At 63.0% G+C, this 18,510-nt stretch carries 21 protein-coding genes; 14 read left to right on the top strand and 7 right to left on the bottom strand.

The genetic code is table 11. From position 1 onward, the window contains the following. The first annotated feature begins 64 nt into the window (after window positions 1–64). The gene (locus AAEU42_RS10895; protein ID WP_342233580.1) at window positions 65–343 is read left to right on the top strand and encodes a DUF2508 family protein; all 279 of its coding nucleotides are present in this window, start codon (window positions 65–67) and stop codon (window positions 341–343) included. Window positions 344–345: 2 nt separating this feature from the next. Continuing rightward, a complete protein-coding gene (locus tag AAEU42_RS10890; RefSeq protein WP_342233579.1) occupies window positions 346–612 on the top strand; it encodes a pro-sigmaK processing inhibitor BofA family protein in 267 nt (88 codons plus the stop codon). Between the two features lie 57 nt (window positions 613–669). On the opposite strand, the gene AAEU42_RS10885 is transcribed toward AAEU42_RS10890, so the two are convergent. The 6 genes from AAEU42_RS10885 to AAEU42_RS10860 form a co-directional block, all read right to left on the bottom strand. Then, a complete protein-coding gene (locus tag AAEU42_RS10885) occupies window positions 670–843 on the bottom strand; it encodes a FeoB-associated Cys-rich membrane protein (RefSeq protein ID WP_342233578.1) in 174 nt (57 codons plus the stop codon). Window positions 844–856: 13 nt separating this feature from the next. Beyond that, window positions 857–3,220: a ferrous iron transport protein B gene (gene feoB, locus AAEU42_RS10880; protein ID WP_342233577.1), complete on the bottom strand. Its 2,364-nt coding sequence runs from the start codon at window positions 3,218–3,220 to the stop codon at window positions 857–859. Window positions 3,221–3,304: 84 nt separating this feature from the next. Beyond that, entirely contained in the window at window positions 3,305–3,526 is a 222-nt protein-coding gene (locus AAEU42_RS10875) for a FeoA family protein (protein WP_342233576.1), read from the bottom strand. Window positions 3,527–3,548: 22 nt separating this feature from the next. After that, the gene (locus AAEU42_RS10870) at window positions 3,549–3,761 is read right to left on the bottom strand and encodes a FeoA family protein (RefSeq protein WP_342233575.1); all 213 of its coding nucleotides are present in this window, start codon (window positions 3,759–3,761) and stop codon (window positions 3,549–3,551) included. 177 nt (window positions 3,762–3,938) lie between these two features. Beyond that, window positions 3,939–4,730 (bottom strand): ZIP family metal transporter, encoded by a 792-nt coding sequence (locus AAEU42_RS10865; protein ID WP_342233574.1) that lies wholly within the window; start codon window positions 4,728–4,730, stop codon window positions 3,939–3,941. A 288-nt stretch (window positions 4,731–5,018) separates the two neighbouring features. Further along, window positions 5,019–5,189: a hypothetical protein gene (locus AAEU42_RS10860; RefSeq protein ID WP_342233573.1), complete on the bottom strand. Its 171-nt coding sequence runs from the start codon at window positions 5,187–5,189 to the stop codon at window positions 5,019–5,021. Between the two features lie 261 nt (window positions 5,190–5,450). Here AAEU42_RS10860 and AAEU42_RS10855 point away from each other — a divergent pair, with 261 nt between their 5' ends. From AAEU42_RS10855 to AAEU42_RS10800, 12 genes are all read left to right on the top strand, one after another. Beyond that, complete coding sequence (locus AAEU42_RS10855) at window positions 5,451–6,371, top strand: LysR family transcriptional regulator (RefSeq protein WP_342233572.1); 921 nt, start codon at window positions 5,451–5,453, stop codon at window positions 6,369–6,371. Between the two features lie 213 nt (window positions 6,372–6,584). After that, complete coding sequence (locus AAEU42_RS10850; RefSeq protein WP_342233571.1) at window positions 6,585–7,799, top strand: thiolase family protein; 1,215 nt, start codon at window positions 6,585–6,587, stop codon at window positions 7,797–7,799. 11 nt (window positions 7,800–7,810) lie between these two features. Further along, on the top strand, window positions 7,811–8,671 hold the full coding sequence (locus AAEU42_RS10845; RefSeq protein ID WP_342233570.1) for a 3-hydroxyacyl-CoA dehydrogenase family protein: 861 nt from the start codon (window positions 7,811–7,813) through the stop codon (window positions 8,669–8,671). A 21-nt stretch (window positions 8,672–8,692) separates the two neighbouring features. Beyond that, window positions 8,693–9,907 carry a 2-hydroxyacyl-CoA dehydratase subunit D gene (locus AAEU42_RS10840; RefSeq protein ID WP_342233774.1) on the top strand — a complete coding sequence of 405 codons (1,215 nt, stop codon included), beginning with the start codon at window positions 8,693–8,695 and terminating at the stop codon, window positions 9,905–9,907. Then, window positions 9,904–11,034 (top strand): 2-hydroxyacyl-CoA dehydratase subunit D, encoded by a 1,131-nt coding sequence (locus AAEU42_RS10835; RefSeq protein ID WP_342233569.1) that lies wholly within the window; start codon window positions 9,904–9,906, stop codon window positions 11,032–11,034. The genes AAEU42_RS10840 and AAEU42_RS10835 overlap by 4 nt, the downstream gene beginning before the upstream one ends. Window positions 11,035–11,044: 10 nt before the next feature. Beyond that, window positions 11,045–11,821: an acyl-CoA dehydratase activase gene (locus tag AAEU42_RS10830; protein WP_342233568.1), complete on the top strand. Its 777-nt coding sequence runs from the start codon at window positions 11,045–11,047 to the stop codon at window positions 11,819–11,821. Between the two features lie 47 nt (window positions 11,822–11,868). After that, window positions 11,869–13,176 carry an acetyl-CoA hydrolase/transferase family protein gene (locus AAEU42_RS10825; protein ID WP_342233567.1) on the top strand — a complete coding sequence of 436 codons (1,308 nt, stop codon included), beginning with the start codon at window positions 11,869–11,871 and terminating at the stop codon, window positions 13,174–13,176. A 35-nt stretch (window positions 13,177–13,211) separates the two neighbouring features. Further along, a complete protein-coding gene (locus AAEU42_RS10820) occupies window positions 13,212–14,255 on the top strand; it encodes a TRAP transporter substrate-binding protein (protein ID WP_342233566.1) in 1,044 nt (347 codons plus the stop codon). 96 nt (window positions 14,256–14,351) lie between these two features. Further along, window positions 14,352–14,870 carry a TRAP transporter small permease gene (locus AAEU42_RS10815; protein ID WP_342233565.1) on the top strand — a complete coding sequence of 173 codons (519 nt, stop codon included), beginning with the start codon at window positions 14,352–14,354 and terminating at the stop codon, window positions 14,868–14,870. Beyond that, window positions 14,870–16,162, top strand: a complete 1,293-nt coding sequence (locus AAEU42_RS10810; protein WP_342233564.1) for a TRAP transporter large permease — start codon at window positions 14,870–14,872, stop codon at window positions 16,160–16,162. Before AAEU42_RS10815 ends, AAEU42_RS10810 begins: the two co-directional genes overlap by 1 nt. Window positions 16,163–16,200: 38 nt before the next feature. Beyond that, on the top strand, window positions 16,201–16,971 hold the full coding sequence (locus AAEU42_RS10805) for an enoyl-CoA hydratase/isomerase family protein (RefSeq protein ID WP_342233563.1): 771 nt from the start codon (window positions 16,201–16,203) through the stop codon (window positions 16,969–16,971). Between the two features lie 14 nt (window positions 16,972–16,985). Continuing rightward, window positions 16,986–17,414: a MaoC family dehydratase gene (locus AAEU42_RS10800; protein WP_425288210.1), complete on the top strand. Its 429-nt coding sequence runs from the start codon at window positions 16,986–16,988 to the stop codon at window positions 17,412–17,414. A gap of 71 nt (window positions 17,415–17,485) precedes the next feature. Here AAEU42_RS10800 and AAEU42_RS10795 read toward each other — a convergent pair whose 3' ends face one another. Further along, window positions 17,486–18,487 (bottom strand): Gfo/Idh/MocA family protein, encoded by a 1,002-nt coding sequence (locus AAEU42_RS10795; RefSeq protein WP_342233561.1) that lies wholly within the window; start codon window positions 18,485–18,487, stop codon window positions 17,486–17,488. Between the last annotated feature and the right edge of the window lie 23 nt (window positions 18,488–18,510).

Here is an 18,510-nt window from a genome sequence, read left to right as displayed (position 1 = left end):
TATAACCCCCGGCATATTTGTCCACACTTTCCATACAATGGTTTTAGAAAGGAAGGTGGCGCATATGCCGCAACGTTGGAAGCTGCCCTGGCGGCGGGAGACGCCGGACCGGGGGATGGAGGACAGGCAGACCTTGGAGGAGAGCCTGGAACACACCAGGGTGCTCCTGGCCCAGGCCTATGCCGGATTCAACTACGCCGCCGACGGGGAGCTGGTGGAATCCTACGTCTACGAGATCCAGGCCCTTCAGACCCGGTACTCCTACCTCCTCCGGCAGCGCAAGGCCCTGGAGGTCCCGGCGGCCCTCCAGGGGGCCGTGCAGCCCGCCCTGCCCGCGGTGTGAGGATGGAACTGGTGATGGAAAGCCTGCCCTGGCTGCTGGGGAGTTTGGCCATCGTGGTGGCCCTGGCCCTTCTGCGGCGGCCTTTGAGCGGGCTGCTGCGGCTCCTGGCCCGGACGGGGGTGGGGCTGGCCTGCCTGTCCCTTTTTGCCCCTGTGGGGGCCTTCCTGGGGGCCGGGCTGGGGGTAAACCTCCTCAACGCCCTGGTGCTGGGGGTGCTGGGGGCGCCGGGCTTCGGGCTGCTGCTCATGCTCCGCTGGGTGCTGCGGTGAAGGCATAAAAGAAGGCCGGACCTAAAAGGTCCGGCCTTCTTTTGCTGCTGCCGATCTCTATTTCCCTGAGTGACCCGCCCCGGCGGCGGAGCAGCCGCAGCCGCAGCTGGAACAGCTCCCCCCGCAGGAGCAGCCGCCCTTGCCCTGGCGCTTGTTGTGGATGCCCCGGGCGACAATGGCCGCAAAGAGGACAAAAATGATGAGGCCGATGAGAATGGTAGGCGCGTTCATAGAGGATACCTCCTTATTTGGCCGTGGCGGCGGCCACGGAGCTGATGGAAAGGTGGTTCTCGTCATACCGGTTCCTGCGGGCCAGCAGATAGATCAGGCCGGCCAGGCAGAGCACGGCGGCGACGGTGCCGGCGCCGAAGGCCACCTCGCCCAGGATGAGCCCGCCCAGCTGGTAAATGATAAGGGAGGCAACATAGGCGAAGCCGCACATATAGCCGATGGCGGCCAGGGTCCACTTGGTGTTGTTCATCTCCCGCTTGATGGCGCCCATGGCGGCGAAGCAGGGGGCGCACAGCAGGTTGAAGATCATGAAGGAATAGGCGGAGAGGGCGGTGTAGGCCATGGCGATCTGGGCGCTCAGGTTTCCCGGATAGAGGACGCCGAAGGTGGAGACCACCTCCTCCTTGGCGATGAGGCCGGTAATGGTGGCCACGGCGGCCTGCCAGTTTCCAAAGCCCAAGGGGGCGAAGAGGAAGGCGATGGCGGAGCCCACAGCGGCCAGCAGGGAGTGGTTGTTGTCCTCCACCAGGCCGAAGGCGCCGTCCACGAAGCCGAAGCCCTGGAGGAACCATAGGATGATGGAGGAAGCCAGGATGATGGTGCCCGCCCGCTTGATGAAGGACCAGCCCCGCTCCCAGGTGGAACGCAGGACGTTGGAGGCGGCGGGCACGTGGTAGGCGGGCAGCTCCATAACGAAGGGGGCGGGGTCACCGGCAAAGGCCTTCAGCTTTTTGAGCATGATGCCGGAGAGAATGATGGCGGCCACGCCGATAAAGTAGGCGGAGGTGGCCACCAGGCCGCTGCCCCCGAACAGGGCCCCGGCGAAGAGGGCGATGATGGGCATTTTCGCCCCGCAGGGGATGAAACAGGTGGTCATGATGGTCATGCGCCGGTCCCGTTCGTTTTCAATGGTGCGGGAGGCCATGACGCCGGGGACGCCGCAGCCGGTGCCCACCAGCATGGGGATAAAGGACTTGCCCGAGAGGCCGAACTTGCGGAAGATCCGGTCCATGATGAAGGCCACCCGGGCCATATAGCCCACGTCCTCCAGGATGGAGAGCATGAGGAAGAGGACCAGCATTTGGGGCACGAAGCCCAGCACGGCCCCCACGCCGCCGATGATGCCGTCCACGATGAGGCCCTGGAGCCAGCCGGCCACCTGGAGATTCTCCAGCCAGCCGCCCACCACCACGGGGATGCCGTTCACCCAGGCGCCGTAGTCGGCGGGGTCGGGCTCGGTTACCGTAAGGGCCTGGGCGTAGGCCTCCGCCGTCACGGGCTCAGCGGTGGTCTCGCCGGTCTCGTCGTCGTAAAAGTAGACCTCAGCGTCGCCGTTTTCGTAGCCGGCGATCATGGCCTGGGCCTCCTCATAGGCCCCGGCGGCGTCCTCATAGCCGGCACCGCCGGATAGGAACCAGCCGTCTCCGAAGAGGCCGTCGTTGGTCCAGTCGGTGGCCCAGGTGCCCACAGTGCCGATGGCGATGTAGTAGACCAGGAACATGACCGCCACGAAGATGGGCAGGGCCAGGACCCGGTTGGTCACCACCCGGTCGATCTTGTCGGAGGCGGACAGGCTGTGTTTGGGGGCCTTTTTCCGCACCGCCCGGTCCACCACGCCGTTGATGTAGGAATAGCGCTGGTTGGTGATGATGCTCTCGGCGTCGTCGTCCAGCTCCCGTTCGCAGTCGGCGATATGCTCTTCCAGGTGGGCCTTCAAATCGGCGGGCAGGCCCAGCTCGGCCATGACCTTCTCGTCCCGCTCAAAGACCTTGATGGCGTACCAGCGGAGATACCAGGGGTCCACTTTGCCCTCAATGGATTCCTCGATGTGGGCGATGGCGTGCTCCACGCTGCCGGTAAAGACGTGGGGGAGGTCGCCGTGGGTCTTGTTCCGGGCCAGGGCCAAGGCCTGTTCCGCGGCCTCCATGCCCCCCTCGCCTTTCAGCGCGGACATGGACACCACCGCGCAGCCCAGGGCATCACCAAGCTTTTTCAGGTCGATCTGGTCGCCGTTTTTGCGCACCAGGTCTATCATGTTCACCGCCACCACCACAGGGAGGCCCAGCTCGATGAGCTGGGTGGTGAGGTAGAGGTTGCGCTCGATGTTGGTGCCGTCCACGATGTTGAGGATGGCGTCGGGCTTCTCCCCCACCAGATAGCTCCGGGCCACCACCTCCTCCAGGGTGTAGGGGGACAGGGAGTAGATGCCGGGCAGGTCCTGAATGACCACGTCCTTGTGGCCCTTGAGCCTGCCCTCCTTCTTCTCCACCGTCACGCCGGGCCAGTTGCCCACGTATTGGCTGGAGCCGGTCAGGGCGTTGAACAGCGTGGTTTTGCCGCAGTTCGGGTTGCCCGCCAGCGCGATCTTGATTTCCATGGTCGGTCTCCTCTCTACTTGGATTAGCTTTCGCTAACTCTCTTGCTGAAAACAGGCGGCGCCGGGCAGCGCCGCCGCGGGGGCTCAGGCGATCTCGATCATCTCGGCGTCCGCCCTGCGGACGGAGAGCTCATAGCCCCGGACGCTCAGCTCCATGGGGTCCCCCAGAGGGGCCACCTTGCGCACGTGCAGGTCCACACCCTTGGTGATGCCCATATCCATGATACGGCGCTTCACCGCGCCCTCGCCATGGAGCTTCACCACGGTGACGGTGTCCCCCACCTTGGCTTCTCGCAGTGTTTTCATGCTCCTTCCTCCTCTCACACACTCAAATCATGATCCGGCTGGCCAGGGTTTTGTCCAGGGCCACCCGGCTGTCCTTTACTTGCAGGATCAGGTTCCCGGCCAGCTCGCTGACCACCGTGACCATGCCGTCCACCACGAAACCCAGCTCGGCCAAATGCTGGCGGATCTCGTCCTTTCCGGTGACCTTGCGGATGACCACGGTCTCCCCGGGCTTTGCCAACGTCAGCGGCATCATCCTACCCTCCTCCTCGTATCCCCTTCTGAGAGTTAGCTAAAACTAACACATGGGGTAAAACACGGGGTTAGCGATTACTAACCCCTGGACTGTGTATGAGTTTACATCAGCTAACCGCATTTGTCAAGACTGATTTTGCAAAAAATTCCCTGCTTCGGACGGGCCCCCGGAGGCTATTTACCCGAGGGCCACGTCCAGAATCATCATCAGGAGAAAGCCGGCCATCACCGAGAGGGTCCCCATATGGGAGTGCTCCCCCAGGTGGGCCTCCGGGACCAGCTCCTCCACCACCACATAGAGCATGGCGCCCGCGGCAAAGGAGAGGAGCCAGGGCATGAAGGGGGCCAGAAAGCCGGAGAGAAGGACCATAAGGATGCCGAAAACGGGCTCCACGATGCCGGAGAGGGAGCCCCGGAGGAAGGCCCGTCCGGCGGACAGCCCCTCCTGCCGCAGGGGGAGGGAGACGGCGGCCCCCTCGGGGAAGTTCTGGATGCCGATGCCGAGGGCCAGGGTCAGGGCGGCGGTGTAGCCGGCGGCGTCGCCGTGCTGGGCGGCCAGGGCGAAGGAGAGGCCTACCGCCATCCCCTCGGGGATGTTGTGCAGGGTGACGGCCAGCACCAGCAGGGTGGTCCGGCGGCAGGAGGTGGACAGGCCCTCCGGCCGGTCGGCCCCGGCGTGGAGGTGGGGCATGAGGCTGTCCAGCAGCAGCAGGAACCCCACGCCCAGCAGAAAGCCGCCCGCCGCGGGGATCCAGCCTACCTTCCCGGCGGCCTCCGCCTCCTCGATGGCGGGGATGAGAAGGCTCCACACCGAGGCGGCGATCATCACCCCGGCGGCAAAGCCCAGAAAGACCCGCTGGAAATTCAGATTGACCGTCTTGCGGAAGAAAAAGACCAGGGCCGCCCCCAGAGTGGTCATGAGGAAGGTGAAGCCGGTGCCTCCGGCGGCCCAGAGCAGCGCTTGTGACATTTGGATCATTCCTTTCTAAGCCCGGGACGGGCGAGGCGGGGGTGGAAAGGGGTTCCCCGCCGAACGGACCAAGCCTACCACGCCGGCGGCCCTTGTGTCAATGCCTTAGTATTCCCGGCGGCTCCCCTTTCCTTGCCGCAAAAAGAGAAAATCATAGTTTCGATGGGCGGTTTAACCCAACTGCGGCCGAACGTTTCAGTACATCGCCGCTATTGTGTCCGCCAGCGGAACTGCGGCCGCAAAAATGCGCCTGGAATCATCTGATTCCAGGCGCGGTTTTGCGGATTTTCAGTCTCGCGCCGCCGGGCCGGAGGCCGGGGCGCCCGACTGGGTGTATTCCCGCATCTCGTCCAGCAGAAGGCGGAGGGAGGGGTTGTGGTTGCTCCTGCACCAGATGGCGTCGGTGCCCACGGGGGGCAGGCGGTCGGTCTTGGTCGCTTGCCCCGGCTTCCTTTCCACCCGAAATGTACTTGAGCGGTTCGGCGTAGCGGCGGGCTCCGCTAACGGCATTGCGGTGTACCATATCCCCGGCAATAAGTCAGGGCTCCGACGAGGGTATCCACACCGGCGGCCGGGGGAATCTTTTGACAGATTCCCCCGGCGTGTGATATCATGAACCGGGTAAAAAAGAGCCCTTCATTGAGCGTTTTAACCAAAAAATCAAGGGGCGGATTGAGCGGAATGGAAGTAGCCGTGACCTGAGAGGGAAGGTGGGTACACATGGAATTGAAACAGCTGGCCTACTTCAAATGCGCGGCGGAATATGAGCATATGACCAAGGCGGCCACCCGGCTGGGGGTGGCCCAGCCCTTTTTGAGCAAGACCATCGCCGCGCTGGAAGAGGAGCTGGGCGTGGAGCTGTTCGACCATGTGGGCCGGGGGATCCGCCTCAACCAAAATGGGGATTTCTTTTATAAACGCATTTCGGAAATACTCAAGAGCCTGGACAGCACTTGCGATGAGCTGAAGAAGATGTCCCATGACTCGGGAAAAACCGTCGAAATCGCCTCAAATATGGGCCTTTATATTTCGTGGCTGCTGTCTTATTTCCGCAAGCAGGCTCCGGATATTCATATCACCTATTCAACTGTGGGGCGGGACCAGCTTGTTGAGATGGCACGGAATAAGACGGTGGATTTTGTTTTGAGCTCTCCGCTGCTGGAGGTGGCGGACCTGGAGACCCGGCTTTTGATGAATGAGGAATGTCCCATCATCTATCCGCCGGGGCACTGGCTGGCCAAGGCAGACCATGTGCGGCTGCGGGATCTGGCGGGGGAGACCTTCGTGGGGCTGAAAAAGGGGTACAGCCTGCGGGAAGAGTCGGACCGGTTTTTTGCCGTGGCTGGCATCGAGCCCCGGTATGCCGTGGAGGTTTCGGATCACCGCATCATGTGGGAACTGGTGAAGTCCGGCTGCGGGCTGGCCTTCAGCAGCTTTACCACGCTGATTACCGACCCGGTGCTGCGGGAAAATTACAAGGTGGTGAATGACCCGCCCTGCTATGGAACCGTGGGGCTGAGCTACCGAAAGGACAAGAAGCAGGACGATATTTTCGACCAGTTTACCGGGATGACCACCCAGTTTTTCAAAGGGCTGAAGCGGGATTCCCAGCTGAGCAAAGAGGGCAGGAAACTCCGATAAATAAAAAAGACACCAAAGAGCCGCTCTGAAAGGACGATCCTTTCGGAGCGGCTCTTTTTATATCGCCTAATCCATAATTTATTTGATATAAATTCATTCGATTTGGGATATTGGACAAAAAACGGCCTTCCAAATAGAATTTGGGTGTGCAAGAAAACGGGAACGGCGGAAGCCGGAAAACGCGGTCTTTTTGGGAAGAAAGGAAGTTGTAACATGGGAAATTGTGTAATCACCGGCGCGGTCCGTACGCCGGTGGGGGCCTATTTGGGCAGCTTGAAGACGGTGCCCGCCTATCAGTTGGGCAGTCTGGTTTTGGAGGAGGCCGTCAGGCGGGGCGGCATCGAGAAGAAGGACGTGGAGCAGGTCATTATGGGCGACGTGCTCAGCAAGACCCCCAATCTGGCCCGGGTGTCGGCGCTGGTGGCGGGCTTTGACGAGAGCGTCCCCGGCTTCTCGGTGGACCGTCAGTGCGGCTCCGCCCTCCAGGCGGTGGTCAGCGCCACCCACGCCATTATGAGCGGGGATGCCGGTATCGTATTGGCCGGCGGCGCGGAGAGCATGTCCCGGGCGCCCTATTTCATGCCCTCCTCCATCCGGTATGAGGGCGTGCGGATGAACAAGTTCCAGGTGGAGGACGCCTTTGAGTACGCCTCCTCCCACGCCCATCCCGTCGAGAAGTACGACGGGCTCAACATGGGCCTGACGGCGGAGAACGTGGCCAAGCGCTACAACATCACCCGGGAGCAGCAGGACGCCTTCGCCTATGACAGCCAGATGAAGTGGAAGAAGGCCCACGAGGCCGGGCTCTTTCAAGACGAGCTCCTCCCTGTGGAGGTCCAGCTGCGCAAGTCCTCCTTTGTGTTTGACACCGACGAGCACCCCAAGCCGGACACCACCCTGGAGAAGTTGGCCAAGCTCCGCCCCGCCTTCCTCCGGGACGGCACCGGGTCGGTCACCGCGGGCAACGCCTCCGGCATGAACGACGGCGCCTCCGCCGTGGTGGTGATGGGCGAGGATATCGCCAAGGTCCGGGGCATCAAGCCCCTGGTGCGAATCGTCAGCAGCGCCACCGCCGGAGTGGACCCCAACGTTATGGGTCTGGGTCCGGTGCCCGCCACCCGGCTGGCCCTCCAGCGGGCGGGGCTCAAGCTAGAGGATATTGGCCTCTTCGAGCTCAACGAGGCCTTCGCCGCCCAGTCCCTGGGCTGCCTCATTGAGCTGGGCATGGCCCCCGGAAGCCCCCTCTACGAGCGGGTCAACGTCAACGGCGGGGCCATCGCCCACGGCCACGCCCTGGGCAACAGCGGCACCCGTATCCTGACCACCCTCATCTACGAGATGAAGCGCCGTGGGGTCCGCTACGGCCTGGCCACGCTGTGCATCGGCGGCGGGCAGGGCATCGCCATGATCGTGGAAAACGTGGACTGAGGAGGAAGAACATGAGAGACATTCAGAAGATCTTTGTCATCGGCTCCGGGGCCATGGGCACCGGCATCGCCCAGACCGCCATCCAGTCCGGCTTCCAGGTGACCCTCCAGGACGTCAGCGGCGAACAGTTGGTCCGGGCCCGGGCGGGCATCGAGAAGCAGCTGGCCCGGAGCGTGGAGAAGGGGCGGCTCACCGCCGCCGACAGCGCTGCGGCCCTGGCCCGGCTCACCATCAGCCCGGAGCTGAAGGCCGTCAAGGATGCCGATTTGATTATCGAGGCGGCCTCCGAAAAGATGGAGGTCAAGAAGAGCATCTTCAAGGGCGTGTGCGAGCTGTGCGCCGACGACGCCATCCTGGCCACCAACACCTCCTCCATCTCCATCACCGCCCTGTCCGGCGTGGTGACCAAGCCCGAGCGGTTCGTGGGGATGCACTTTTTCAACCCCGTGCCCGTGATGAAGCTTTTAGAAATCGTCCGGGGCCTCAGCACCGCCGAGGAGACCATCGCCGCGGCCCGGGCCGTGGGCGAGCGGCTGGGGAAGGTCTGCATCGTCTCCGCCGACAGCGTGGGCTTCATCGTCAACCGCCTGCTGGACCCCATGATAAACGAGGCATTCGACCTCATCGAGCGTGGGGTGGGCACGCCGGAGGATATCGACACCGGCTGTAAATACGGCCTCAACTGGCCCATGGGTCCCTGCGAGCTCATCGACATGGCGGGCATCGACATCCTGCTGGCCGTGATGGAGACCATCTACGCCGACACCGGCGACTCCAAGTACCGGCCCTCTCCGCTGCTGCGGCGGATGGTGGAGGCGGGCCGCCTGGGCCGCAAGTCCGGCCGGGGCTTTTACGACTACACGGAGAAGTGAGGGGAATTGAGCGTGGAAAAAATGACGTCCAAGCAGATGCTTGGCGAGATCTTAAAAAACCACTACGCCAGCGCCATGGAGGCCAAGAAGGCGGGCCGGCCGGTGGTCTGGTCCACCTCCATCGCCCCCCAGGAGCTGATGGAGGCCATGGGCCTGACGGTGGTCTACCCGGAGAACCACGCCGCCGCCATCGGGGCCCGGAAGGACGCCCCACGGTTCATCGAGCACTCCGAGAGCGCGGGCTACTCCGCCGACATCTGCTCCTACGCCCGGGTAAACATCGGCTATGCCGACCTCCTCTTTTCCGAGGCGGAGAATATCCCGGCCCCCGACCTGCTCTTCTGCTGCAGCAACATCTGCTGCACGGTCATCAAGTGGTATGAGAACCTGGCGAAGAAGTTCAACATCCCCCTCATCATGATTGACTGCCCCTTCAACTCCAGCTATGAGGTGGACCCGGCCAACGTGGCCTTCGTCAAGGCCCAGCTCCTGGACGCCGTGGCCAAGCTGGAGGAATTCACCGGCCGGAAGCTGGACTGGGACCGGCTGCGGGAGGTCATGCGCATTTCCAACGAGACCGCCATGTGGTGGAAAAAGGCCACCGACCTGGCCATGGCCAAGCCCTCGCCCCTGTCCGGCTTCGACATGTTCAACTACATGGCCACCATCGTGTGCGTCCGGGGCAAGCAGGAGGGGGCCGACCTCTTCAAGCTCTGGTACGAGGAGCTCAAGGAGAAGCGGGACAAGGGCCTGGGGCCCTGGAAGGACGGCGAGGAGGAGAAGTACCGCATCCTGTGGGACGGCATCGCCTGCTGGCCCTACCTGGCCCCTACTTATAAAATTTTGAAGAAGAACGGCATCAACGTGGTCACCTCCACCTACCCCGAGTCCTGGACCCTCCTGTATGAGCTGGACGACCTGGCGGGCATGGCAAAGGCCTACGACGCCATTTACGTCCAGCGCAACGTGGAGTACGCCACCGACCGGCTGCTGAACCGGGCCAGGGACTTCCAGATCGACGGGGCGCTGTTCCACTCCAACCGCAGCTGTAAGGGCATGGACTTCAAGCAGTACGAGATTCAGCGGAAGCTGGAGAGCGAACTGGGAGTCCCCTCCGTCATCTTCGACGGGGACCAGACCGACCCCAGCGTCTTCTCCGAGGCCCAGTACGAGACCCGGGTCCAGGCCCTGGTGGAGATGATGGCGGATAAGAAGCGGAAGGAGGGGAAGGCATGAGCGTCCAGGAAATGATCGCAGCCCTGGCCCAGGCGGGCCGGACGCCCAAGGAGACCATCCTCCGCTCCGTGAAGGAGACGGGCAAAAAGCCCATCGGCTGCTTCCCCATCTACCTGCCTGAGGAGATAATCTACGCCTCCGGGCTCCTGCCCGTGGGCATGTGGGGCGGCCAGACCGCCATGACCGAGGTGGACCGCTACATCCAGGGCTTCTGCTGTTCCATCATGCGGGCCAACATGGAGCTGGCCCTCCGGGGGGCCTACCGGTTCCTGGAGGCCATCGTCATCCCCACCTACTGTGACTCTATGAAATCCATCCTGGCCAACTGGACGGTGGCCATGGAGGAGCCCAGGGTCTTGACCTACACCGTGCTCCAGAACCGGGCCAGCAGCGGCTCGCTGGACTTCATCCTCCACCAGAACGAGAAGCTCCGCGCCCAGCTGGGGGAGCTGACGGGCCGCGCCGTCACCGACGGCGACATCGAAAAAGCCTTCCAGGTCTACGAGGACTACCGCGCCGCCATGCGCCGCTTCGTGGCGCTGGTGAAGGACTACCCCGCCTCGCTGAACCCCACCGCCCGCCACCTCATCCTGAAAGCCGCCTGGTTCATGGACAAGGCGGCGTACACCAGACAGCTCACCGAGCTGATGGACGCCCTGGCCGGGGAGCCCAAGGAGACCCTGCGGGGGCCCAAGGTGGTGGTCACGGGCCTCATGATGGAACCCGTGAAGCTGCTGGACGTGTTCACCGAGAACGGCTTTACCGTGGTGGCCGACGACCTGGCCCACGAGAGCCGCCAGTTCCGCACTCTGTCCCGAACCACCGGCGGCGTTATGGAGCAAATCGCCTGCCGGATGATTGATTTGAAGGGCGACACCTTCTTCTATGAGGAGGACAAGTCCAAGGGTCAGCGTCTCATCCAGACGGTCAGGGACGAGAAGGCCGACGGCGTGGTGGTGTGCATGTTCAAGTTCTGCGACCCCGAGGAGTTCGACTACCCCGTCTACAAAAAGGAGCTGACCGACGCCGGAGTGCCCATGCTGTACATCGAGGTGGACCAGCAGATGGACTCGGTGGAGCAGATCCGCACCCGCATCCAGAGCTTCGCGGAAATGCTGGGGACGTGAGGAGAGGCCTATGTTTTTGGGAATCGACATCGGCTCCTCCTCCTCCAAGGTCCTGGCGGTGGACGCCGCCGGGACGGTGCTGGGCAGCGCGGTGGTCAATATCGGCACCGGCACCAACGGCGTGGAGCTGGCCCTGGAGGAGCTGAAACAGCGGACCGGCCTGGGCCGGGAGGAGGCGGAATACACGGTGGTCACCGGCTACGGGCGGATGACCTACCAGGGCGCCGACGAGCAGATCACCGAGATCAGCTGCCACGCCAAGGGAGTGGTCTCCCGCTATCCCCAGGCCCGCACCATCATCGACATCGGCGGCCAGGACGCCAAGGCCATCCAGCTGGGCGCCGACGGCCGGGTGGAGAACTTTGTGATGAACGAGAAGTGCGCGGCGGGGACGGGCCGGTTTTTCGAGGTGATGGCCCGGGTCCTCAACTGCACCATCCGGGAGCTGCCCCAGCTGGCGGCCCAAAGCCGGGAGGCGGTGCCCATCAGTAGCATCTGCACCGTGTTCGCCGAATCGGAGGTCATCTCCCAGCTGGCCGGCGGCGCCACCCTGGCCTCGGTGGCCCGGGGGGCCCATGTCTCGGTGGCCCGGCGGGTCAGCGGCCTTGCCAAGCGGGTGGAGATTCGGCCCCAGGTGGTGATGACCGGCGGCGTGGCGCTGAACGGCACCATGGCCCAGTGCCTCTCGGAAGAGCTGGGCGTCCCGGTGACCATCCCGGACTCCCCCCAGACCATGGGGGCGCTGGGGGCGGCAATCTTTGCAAAGGAACATTTTTCCAGGGCTTGACAAAAGCGGTTTTAGTCGAAAAACGTCGTAAGGAGTGTGTTATACTGATGAACTGGAGAGAGGACTACCGCCGCAAGGTGATGAGCGCGGACGAGGCGGTAAAGCTGGTGAAGTCCGGGGAGCGCTGGGCCACCACCCACGCCACCGCCGAGTCCCTGGTGCTGGCCGAGGCCCTGTGCCGCAGGGCGGACGAGCTGGAGGGGGTGCAGCTGTGGCAGGGGCTCAACTGGGGCGACGCCCCCTACTGCGACCCGAAATACCACGGGCATCTGGACGTGGACACCATTTTCTGCGGGCCGGTCACCCGCATGGCCACCTCGGACGGGCGGGGGCAGTTCTGCCCCATGAGCGTGTCCCTCATCGACCGGGCCATGGCCACCACCCGGCCAGTGGACGGACTGCTGGCCCACGTGACCCCCCCGGACGAACACGGCTATTGCAACCTGGGCGTGTCGGTGGACTTTGGGGCCTCCGCCATCGCCCACGGCAAAAAAATTATCGCCCACGTGAACAAGAACATGCCCTGGGTGTACGGCAACTACAACACCATCCACGTCTCCCAAATTGACGCCATCGTGGAAGAGGACGTGCCTCTGCTGAACATCCCGCCCATCGACGACACCGACCCCACTTCCTCGAAAATCGGTGAATTTATCGCCGAGCTGATCCCGGACGGGGCCTGCCTCCAGATGGGCCAGGGCAAGGTGCCCAACGCCATTTTGAAGTGCCTGGGGGACAAGAAGGACCTGGGCATCCACACCGAGGTCTTCTCCGACAACCTGCTGCCCCTCATCGAAAGCGGCGTGGTCAATGGCAGGCGGAAGACCCTGGACCGGGGCAAGATCACCGCCATGTTCATCCAGGGCTCCGCCGACCTCTACAAGTTTGTGGACCGAAACGTGATGATCAACATGATGCCCGGCTGGTACACCAACAGCCCCATCAACATCGCCCAGAATGATAACGTCTGTGCCATCAACGCCTGCCTCCAGGTGGATCTGACGGGACAGGTCAACTGCGAGTGGAACAACGGCCGCATCTTCAGCGGCGTGGGGGGCCAGAGCGACTTCCTCCGGGGTGCGGCCTACTCCAAGGGCGGCAAGCCCATCCTGTGCCTGCCCTCCACCGCCAAGGGCGAGACCATCTCCCGCATCGTCCCCCTTCTGCCCCCGGGCGTGCCCGTCTCCACCGCCCGCATCGACGTGCACTGGGTGGTCACCGAGTACGGGGCGGTCAACCTCTTCGGCCTGGGTCTGCGGGAGCGGGGGGAGGCCCTCATCTCCATTGCGCACCCCAAATTCCGGGATCAGCTCCAAAATGAGTTCGACGAGTTCTGGCGCGGCATGAAACTGTAAGGAAGCAACCGTCAAAATTTGAAGGGAGAATGAACATGAAAAAAGCGAAAAGAATCCTGCCTCTGCTCCTGGCCACCGCGATGAGCCTCACCCTCTTCGGCTGCGGCGGAAACAACGACAAGCCCGCCGCCAACAGCGCGAGCGCCGACCCCGGCCAGGTGTACGAGATCATCTACGCCGGCACCGTGGCCGAGACAAACCCCATCACCGTGGCCTTCCGCTGGATGGCCGAGGAGCTGGAGACCCGCACCGACGGCCGCATGAAGATGACCCTGTACCCCAACAACACCCTGGGCGACACCCGGGCCAACATCGAGTCCATGCAGAATAACTCCGTGCAGATCGGCGAGGGCTCCAGCGCCCCTCTGGCCATCTTCACCGACGCCTTTATGCCCATGTCCCTGCCCTTCTTCTTTGCCACCCCTGAAAATGCCTACGACTTCGCCGGGAGCGACTTCATGGCCGGGCTGGCCGATCAGGCGGCCGAGGAGATCGGCATCCGCCCCGTGGGCTGGATGCTCAACGGCGCCCGCTGCCTCACCAACAGCAAGAACGCCGTCGTCACCCCCGCCGACATGAAGGGGCTGAAGGTCCGGGTCATGGAGAACGACATCTACATCAAGACCTTCGAGGCTCTGGGCGCCTCTCCCACCGCCATGTCCTTCGCCGAGGTGTTCACCGCCCTCCAGCAGGGCACCGTGGACGGCCAGGACAACCCCACCAACATCGTCAACACCAATAAGTTCTATGAGGTCCAGAAGTACTTCACCGACCTCCACCACTGCATCGACCTGGCCCCCGTCATGGTCAGCGAGGACTGGTATCAGAGCCTGCCCGACGACTTGAGAAAGACCTTCGACGAGGTGGTGGCCGACACCATCGACTACCAGCGCAACCTCTCCGAGGAGAGCGTGGCCTCCGATATGGAGATCATCTCCGAAGGGTGCGAGGTGACCATTCTCACCGACGAGCAGCGTCAGGTCTTTAAGGAGGCCTGCCAGCCCGTTTACGACTGGTTCGAGACCCAGTACCCCAATCTGGACCTCCAGGCCTACATCGACGCCGCGTCCGCCGGCTGATTGTTCCAACCTTTCCTGCCTGCGGCGGCGGAGGTCCTCCCGACCTCCGCCGCCGCAGGGGGCTTATTTCCAAGAGAGAAAGGAGCGCTAGCCTCTGTGAAGATTCTGAAGTGGATCGACGAGAACCTGGAAAAAATGATCTGCGCCCTGCTGCTGACAGCCATGACCGTGGTCATTTTTCTCCAGATCCTCATCCGGGTCACCGCGAAATATACCGACATCTCCCTGGCCTGGACCGAGGAGCTGGGCCGCTATCTGTTTGTCTGGCTCATCTATATCTCCAGCGCCATGGCCGTGAAGCTGCGGGCCCACATCAAGGTAGACGTGCTGAAGGTGGTCTTCCACAAGCGGGGAAATTTTGTCCTGGACCTCATCTCCAACGCCTTTTTCCTCCTTTTCGCCGTGGTGTTCACCTACTATTCCTGGAACGCGGTATACCGCCTGGCCTTCGTGCGCACCCAGTACTCCGCCACGCTGCACCTGCCCATGTGGGTGCCCTACTTCTCCATGGTGGCGGGCTGTGGGCTGATGGTCGTGCGGCTCATCCAGGACACGGTCAAGCTGATCCGGGAATACCGGGCCCCTGAGACGGAAGAAAAGGAGGTGGAGGCATAATGCAAGGCGCTGTCGCGGGTATTGTGATCTTTGTCATCTTTATGGCCCTGTGCTTTATGACGGTCCCCATCGGCATCTCCATCGGCGCCGCCTGCGTGATCTACTGCCTCCTGGGCGGCTCGGTGGATATGAACTACATCACCACTAACATGTTCACCGGCTGTGACTCCTTCCCCCTGATGGCTATCCCCTTCTTCGTCCTCTCCGGGGCGTTGATGGAGGGCGGCGGGCTGTCCAAACGGCTGGTCAACTTCTTCGACGCCTTTGTGGGCCACAAGACTGGCGGTCTGGCCATCGTGTGCGTCATCGCCTGCATGTTCTTCGGCGCCATCTCCGGCTCCGCCCCCGCCACCGTGGCGGCCATCGGCACCATCATGGCCCCCTCTATGATAGAGCGGGGGTACAGTAAGGGCTTCACCATGGCCCTTATCGCCGCCTCGGGCTGTCTGGGCACCATCATCCCGCCCTCCATCCCCATGGTCATGTTCGGCGTAGCGACAGGCACCTCCATCTCCTCGCTGTTCATGGCCGGCTTCCTCCCCGGCATCTCCTGCGGGCTGTGCCTCATCGTGCTGTCGGTGATGACCAGCAAGAAGAACGGCTGGACCGGCAACGGCCTGACCTTTACCTGGGCCCGGGTGGGCCGGGAATTCAAGGACGCCATCTGGGCCCTGCTGGTCCCCGTCATCATCCTGGGCGGCATCTACGGCGGCATCTTCACCCCCACCGAGGCGGCCGTGGTGGCCGTGGTCTACGCCCTTATCATCGGCCTGTTCGTCTATAAGGAGCTGGATTTGAGCACGGTCTGGGTGAAGCTCTTTGACTCCGCCAAGACCACCGGCACCATCCTTATCATCGTGGCCACCGGCACCGTCCTGGGCCGGGTGCTCACCCTGGAGCAGATCCCTACCATGGTGGCCACCGCTCTTCAGAGCTTTACCGACAGCCGCTTCGTCATCCTGCTGGTCATCGACCTGATTTTGCTGGTGGTGGGCTGCCTGATGGAGACCACCTCCGCCATCCTCATCATCGCCCCCATCCTCACCCCCGTCGTGGCGGCGTTCGGCGTCAACCCCATCCACTTCGGCATCATCATGGTGGTAAACCTCTCCATCGGCTTCATCACCCCGCCCGTGGGGGCCAACCTCTTCGTGGCCTGCGGCGTGGGCAATATCAAGTTCCAGGAGCTGGTAAAGAACATCTGGACCTTCCTTATCGCCCTTCTGGTGGCTTTGGTGGCCATCACCTACATCGAACCCATCGCCATGCTGTTGCCCAACCTATTCTCTTAGGAGCGTGATGATCTATCGAGACCAGCGGAAAAATTTTGATGGAGCGGGACGGCCCCATCGCCACCATTACATTCAACGACCCCAACACTCTCAACGCCCTGACCCGGGATTTCCTCACCGAGTACTGGTGGATCCTAAAAGGTCTGTCCAAGGACGACTCAGTTAACGTGGTGATCCTCACCGGGACGGGCAAGGCCTTCATGGCCGGGGCGGATATCGCCTATATGTCCGCCATGAGCCCCCACGAGGCCGCCGTCTACGCCAAGGAGACGGTGGAGCTCTACCGCATGATGGAGGAGATGGAGAAGGTCTTCATCGCCGCCGTGAACGGCTACGCCCTGGGCGGCGGCTGTGAGCTGGCCATGGCCTGCGACCTGCGGGTGGCCTCCACCCGGGCCAAATTCGGCCTTCCGGAGGTGGGCCTGGGAATTTTCCCCGCCGGGGGCGGCACCCAACGACTGCCCCACCTGGTGGGGGACACCTGGGCCAAGGAGCTCATCTTTACCGGCAGTTCCATCGACGCCAAGCGGGCCGAGACCATCGGCCTGGTGAACTCCGTGGTGGAGCCGGAGGAGCTGGCCGACGCGGCCCACGCCCTGGCCCTGCGGGTTCTCCGCAACAGCCAGACCGCCGTGGCCCTGGCCAAGCGGTCCGTGGACGGCGGGCACCAGATGACCCTGGACGCCGCCGTGGAACGGGATCAGGGCCTGTTCGGGCTGTGCTTCGGCACCCCCGACCAGAAGGAGGGCATGGGCGCCTTCCTGGAAAAGCGGCCCGCCGTTTTCCAGCACCAGATTCCGGCCGGTTAGAGGGAGGGATGGATATGGGATACAGCATTGACCGGCTTTCCATCGGTCAGAAGGCCAGCTTCGCCAAGACCATCACGGAGACCGACATCTGCCTTTTCGCCGGAGTATCCGGGGACATCAACCCTGCCCATCTGAACGAGCAGTACGCCTCCCAAACATTTTTCAAGGGCCGCATTGCCCACGGGATGCTGTCGGCCAGCCTCATTTCCGCCGTGCTGGGGGTCCAGCTGCCGGGGACCGGCACCATCTATCTGGGCCAGGACCTAAAGTTCCTGGCGCCGGTTCGGGCGGGGGACACCATCACCGCCACAGCCGAGGTGTCGGAGCTGCATCCTGAAAAAAACACCGCCGTCCTCCGCACTACCTGCGTCAACCAGGAGGGCGTCCGGGTGGTGGAGGGCTGGGCCAGGGTCAAGCCCCCATTGCCGGAGCAGCCGGCATAGGAGAATAAAAAACCATGGGCCGTGGAAATCTTCCACGGCCCATGGTTTTCTGTTGTTGGAAGGAGCGAAGGTCACTTCAAGGGCAGATGGATGACCTCGCCGGTGGCGGCGGAGAGGTCGGCGGCAAAGACCACCTCCTGGGTCTTGACCGCGTCGGACATGGGGCAGTCGGTCTCCTTGTCGTTGATGATGCAGTCCATGAAGTGGGCGGCCTCCTCGGGGAAGGGGTGGTGCTTCACGTCGCCGCTGTTGGGGGTGAGGACGGGCAGCTCCATGTAGTCCCGCTGCTCCGCGATCTGGTCGGGGGACCAGAGCTTCTCGTTCCACAAGGTGCCCTTGGTGCCGCACAGGTGGAGGTTGAAGACGTAGGGGCTGATGAAGTCGTAGCTGCTGCCCACCTTGGCCACGGCCCCGTTTTTGAACTTGAGGATGATGGCGATGGTTCCGTCGAACTCCAGGTCCTCCCGCATCTTGCTGGACTGGGCGTAGACCGACACCACCTCGTCCTGCATGAACCACCGCATGGCGTCCACGGCGTGGCAGCCGCCGGCCAGGAGGGAGCTGCCCCCCACGCTCTTCTTGCAGGTCCACTCGTAGCAGGGGATGGAGTCGGTGACCCGGTGGAAGTAGTCGGTCTCGGCGTACTTGAGTTCGCCGATGTAGTCCTTCTGCATCCGCTTGGCGGTGACGAAGAGGGGGTTGTAGTGGAGCACGTAGCCCACCAGGGTCTTTACCCCGGCCTTGCGCACCGCCTCGTCCATGCGCTTGGTGTCCTCCCAGGAGAGGGCCACCGGCTTTTCGATGAGGATGTGCTTACCCGCCTCGGCGGCCATGATGGTCTGCTCACAGTGCATATCGTTGGGGGTGCAGATGACCACGATATCCACGCTGGGGTCCTTCAGCCCCTCGGCGTAGTCGGTGTAGACGGTACAGCGGCCCTCCAGGCCGTACTCCCGGGCCTTGGCCTCTCCCTTTTCCTTGGAGCGGGAGACGATGGCGGTGACCTGGGCGGAGCCCGTCATCTCAAAGGCGCGGATGTGCTCCCCGGACACCCAGCCGGTCCCGACGATCATAACACCATACTTTTTCATTGCGC

The organism is Pseudoflavonifractor phocaeensis (genome assembly GCF_038439875.1).
Lineage (GTDB): Bacteria > Bacillota > Clostridia > Oscillospirales > Oscillospiraceae > Vermiculatibacterium.
Note: the sequence above shows the minus strand (reverse complement) of the source record. Positions and strands in the feature narration are given on the sequence as shown.

Excerpts from the sequence above, each read along its gene's own strand:
- AAEU42_RS10890 (WP_342233579.1), top strand. The coding sequence starts at position 346 with ATGGAACTGGTGATGGAAAGCCTGCCCTGGCTGCTGGGGAGTTTGGCC.
- AAEU42_RS10835 (WP_342233569.1), top strand. The coding sequence starts at position 9,904 with ATGAGCGTCCAGGAAATGATCGCAGCCCTGGCCCAGGCGGGCCGGACG.
- AAEU42_RS10855 (WP_342233572.1), top strand. The coding sequence starts at position 5,451 with ATGGAATTGAAACAGCTGGCCTACTTCAAATGCGCGGCGGAATATGAG.
- AAEU42_RS10895 (WP_342233580.1), top strand. The coding sequence starts at position 65 with ATGCCGCAACGTTGGAAGCTGCCCTGGCGGCGGGAGACGCCGGACCGG.
- AAEU42_RS10825 (WP_342233567.1), top strand. The coding sequence starts at position 11,869 with ATGAACTGGAGAGAGGACTACCGCCGCAAGGTGATGAGCGCGGACGAG.
- AAEU42_RS10840 (WP_342233774.1), top strand. The coding sequence starts at position 8,693 with ATGACGTCCAAGCAGATGCTTGGCGAGATCTTAAAAAACCACTACGCC.
- AAEU42_RS10865 (WP_342233574.1), bottom strand. The coding sequence starts at position 4,730 with ATGTCACAAGCGCTGCTCTGGGCCGCCGGAGGCACCGGCTTCACCTTC.
- AAEU42_RS10830 (WP_342233568.1), top strand. The coding sequence starts at position 11,045 with ATGTTTTTGGGAATCGACATCGGCTCCTCCTCCTCCAAGGTCCTGGCG.
- AAEU42_RS10885 (WP_342233578.1), bottom strand. The coding sequence starts at position 843 with ATGAACGCGCCTACCATTCTCATCGGCCTCATCATTTTTGTCCTCTTT.
- AAEU42_RS10845 (WP_342233570.1), top strand. The coding sequence starts at position 7,811 with ATGAGAGACATTCAGAAGATCTTTGTCATCGGCTCCGGGGCCATGGGC.
- AAEU42_RS10875 (WP_342233576.1), bottom strand. The coding sequence starts at position 3,526 with ATGAAAACACTGCGAGAAGCCAAGGTGGGGGACACCGTCACCGTGGTG.
- AAEU42_RS10800 (WP_425288210.1), top strand. The coding sequence starts at position 16,986 with ATGGGATACAGCATTGACCGGCTTTCCATCGGTCAGAAGGCCAGCTTC.
- AAEU42_RS10795 (WP_342233561.1), bottom strand. The coding sequence starts at position 18,487 with ATGATCGTCGGGACCGGCTGGGTGTCCGGGGAGCACATCCGCGCCTTT.
- AAEU42_RS10850 (WP_342233571.1), top strand. The coding sequence starts at position 6,585 with ATGGGAAATTGTGTAATCACCGGCGCGGTCCGTACGCCGGTGGGGGCC.
- AAEU42_RS10805 (WP_342233563.1), top strand. The coding sequence starts at position 16,201 with ATGGAGCGGGACGGCCCCATCGCCACCATTACATTCAACGACCCCAAC.
- AAEU42_RS10870 (WP_342233575.1), bottom strand. The coding sequence starts at position 3,761 with ATGATGCCGCTGACGTTGGCAAAGCCCGGGGAGACCGTGGTCATCCGC.
- AAEU42_RS10820 (WP_342233566.1), top strand. The coding sequence starts at position 13,212 with ATGAAAAAAGCGAAAAGAATCCTGCCTCTGCTCCTGGCCACCGCGATG.
- feoB (WP_342233577.1), bottom strand. The coding sequence starts at position 3,220 with ATGGAAATCAAGATCGCGCTGGCGGGCAACCCGAACTGCGGCAAAACC.
- AAEU42_RS10810 (WP_342233564.1), top strand. The coding sequence starts at position 14,870 with ATGCAAGGCGCTGTCGCGGGTATTGTGATCTTTGTCATCTTTATGGCC.